The organism is Tahibacter sp. (assembly GCF_035481375.1).
Lineage (GTDB): Bacteria > Pseudomonadota > Gammaproteobacteria > Xanthomonadales > Rhodanobacteraceae > Tahibacter.
The window spans coordinates 1-2,759 of sequence record NZ_DATIGT010000074.1 but is presented as its reverse complement, the minus strand read 5'-3'; the positions used below and the strand labels follow the sequence as shown (position 1 = coordinate 2,759).

Sequence of the window (2,759 nt, the reverse complement as noted above, 5' to 3'; positions counted from 1 at the left end):
CACCGGCCGCCGCCGCGAATAGCGGCGCCGCCGACGCGAGACACAGACAAAAGGATGCTAACAACCGGCGCGCGAGCGCCGGCCGGACAGTGCGTTGCATGGTGATTCCCTCCCAGGAACAGGTGGTATCCGCGCCGCCGGCACGGCGACTCGGCCGTTCGTCGAACGGAGAACCCGGATGGATTTCGCTGCGAGGCCCGGCGCGACGGGGAGGCGCACTGGCCTGCGGCAACGAGCCGCCACGACGTATCGCGGCGAAAGACACCGAATTCGTTCGACGAACCACCGATCACCGCACGCGCGGCGGGCGCGAGCGTGACGTCGGTGCGGAGGGCTACGTCTGCGGCAATGTCCGTTTGCGGGCGTCGTCCCTGCAGGCCTCCGACGCGCGTCGCAGACACCTTCGCACGATCGGCGCCGACCTGGCTTGGCGGTTAGGCATGCGGGCGCGCGCGTCGATCGCAAAATGTCCGGAACGTCGAGCCCATCACGCGGAGCGCATACCGGCACGGCGGCAACGCACGGCGCGCCCGCCGGATACACTGCGCCCCCTGCCATTCCCGAAACGGGCCGGCCTCCGGCGCCGCGCACGGCGGCCCGGCGCCGGCGCGTCTCCACGTTGGCTTCACAGTTGCATGGCTCAAGCGCCTCATCCCGCCTCCGGAACCGTCATCATGTCTCTTCGTCGTACCGCCCTGCCGCTGCTGCTGGGCTCCGTTCTCGCCGGCAGCGCCGCCGCCGCTCCAGTCGGCACCGCGTTCACCTACCAGGGCCAGCTCACCGATGCGGGCATCCCGGCGACGGGACTCTACGATCTGCAGGTCTGCCTTTTTTCCGCACCGTCGGACCCGCTCGTGCTCGGGTGTACGCCGGACCTCGTCGACGTGCCCGTCGACGCGGGCGTGTTCACGGTCGATCTCGATTTCGGCCAAGCGCTCTTCGTCGACCAGGAACGCTATCTCGAACTGCGCGTGCGCCCGGGCTCGGCGTCCGGCACGTACACGACGCTGTTGCCGCGGCAGCCGATTCGTCTCGCGCCGTATGCGATCCGCAGCCGCAACGCCCTGTCGGCCGATACCTTGAGCGGCGTCGCGCTGGGCGACATGGCCCGCCTGAGCCAGACCAACGTCTTCGCCGCCGGCAACACCTTCACCGCAGGTCTTTCCGCCGGCAGTCAGCGCATCACGAACGTCGCGACGCCGACGGCGTCCACGGATGCGGCGAACAAGAGCTACGTCGACGCGATAGCCGCCTCCGGCACGGCCGGCGGCGATCTCGCCGGCAGCTATCCCAATCCGACGATCGCCTCCACGGCGGGCACCAACGTCGTCGCCGCGATCAACGCGTCGACCGCGACGCTCGACGCCGCGCGGCTGCCGGCCGCCGTCGCCTATCAGGACGGCACGAACACCTTCACCGGAACAAACACGTTCACCGGCACGAACACCTTCAACAGCGGGCTCTCGGCGAACGCTTCGCGCATCACGAACGTGGCCGCGCCGACGGCCGCGACGGATGCAGCCACCAAGGCCTACGTCGATGCGATCTCGGTCTCCGGCACGGCCGGCGGCGATCTCGCCGGCAGCTATCCCAATCCCACGATCGCCTCCACCGCGGGCGCGAACGTCGTCGCCGCGATCAACGCCTCGGGCGCTACCGTCAGCGCGGCACGGCTGCCGAGCACGCTCGCGTATCAGAACGGCGCGAATACCTTCACCGGCAGCAACACGTTCACCGCGGGCCTGTCCGCGAACGGCCAGCGCATCACGAGCCTGGCCATGCCGACGGCATCGACCGACGCGGCCAACAAGAGCTATGTCGACGCCGTGACCGCCACCGGTACGGCCGGCGGCGATCTGACCGGCAGCTATCCGAATCCGACGATCGCCGCGACCGCGGGCACGAATGTCGTCGCCGCGATCAACGCGTCGAGCGCGACCGTCAACGCCGCACGGCTGCCGGCCACGATCGCGTACCAGAGCGGCGCGAACACCTTCACCGGCACGAATACCTTCAGCACCGGTCTTTCCGCCAACAGCCAGCGCATCACGAGCGTGGCCACGCCGACGACATCGACCGACGCGGCGAACAAAGCCTACGTCGACGCGCGCGAAATGTGGGTCGAAGTGGACGAAGGACACACGTTCACGAGCCTCGGCGCGAGCTCGACGTTCGCGAGCGAGTACCACGTCGTCAACGTCGCGAACTACACGCAGATCAAGATGGTCGTGCACGTCGCCGTCGCCGGCAGCGCGGGTTCGCAGCTGCGCGTCAACTACCAGCAGACCGGTGGCGGCTGGTCCACGCTCGTCGGCAGCATCGACCTCAGCTCGATCGGGACCAAGGAAACGACGTATACGGCAATCGCGTCGGGCGTCATCACCAAAGGCCTGATCCGCATCGTCGCGATCGCGTCCGGCGGCGACGGCACGCTCAGCCCTGAAGTCCAGGGCGTTGCGGTCATGCTCAAGTAAGCGCACAGGAGCCCTCCCATGCGCGCCATCGAATCCTCTGCGCCGCCGCCCGTGCTGCGGCGCGCCTCACGCCTCGCGCTGCTGTTCCTCGCGAGCCTGTTCAGCGGCAACGCGGCGGCGGCCGAAACGCCGGACCACGGAACCGGCCGGAAACTCGGTCCGGCAATCGCCGCAGGGAATCGCGTGATCGCCGCCGGCGGCGGCCGTTCCGCCGGCGGCGGCTTCGCGATCCACGGCACGATCGGCCAGCCCGACGCCAACGCGCTGCATCCGGCGAGCGGCGGC

The 2,759-nt window shown here is 69.4% G+C and carries 2 protein-coding genes; both read left to right on the top strand.

Annotated features, from left to right (window positions below; all coding sequences use genetic code 11):
• Positions 1-674 precede the first annotated feature (674 nt).
• Complete coding sequence (locus VLF18_RS04260; protein ID WP_325278380.1) at positions 675-2,474, top strand: hypothetical protein; 1,800 nt, start codon at positions 675-677, stop codon at positions 2,472-2,474.
• Between the two features lie 18 nt (positions 2,475-2,492).
• On the top strand, positions 2,493-2,759 hold a 267-nt coding region (locus tag VLF18_RS04255), incomplete at its 3' end, for a hypothetical protein (RefSeq protein ID WP_325278379.1).

What these genes read in the sequence shown, in the direction of transcription:
- VLF18_RS04260 (WP_325278380.1), top strand. Translation starts at nt 675, where the DNA reads ATGTCTCTTCGTCGTACCGCCCTGCCGCTGCTGCTGGGCTCCGTTCTC.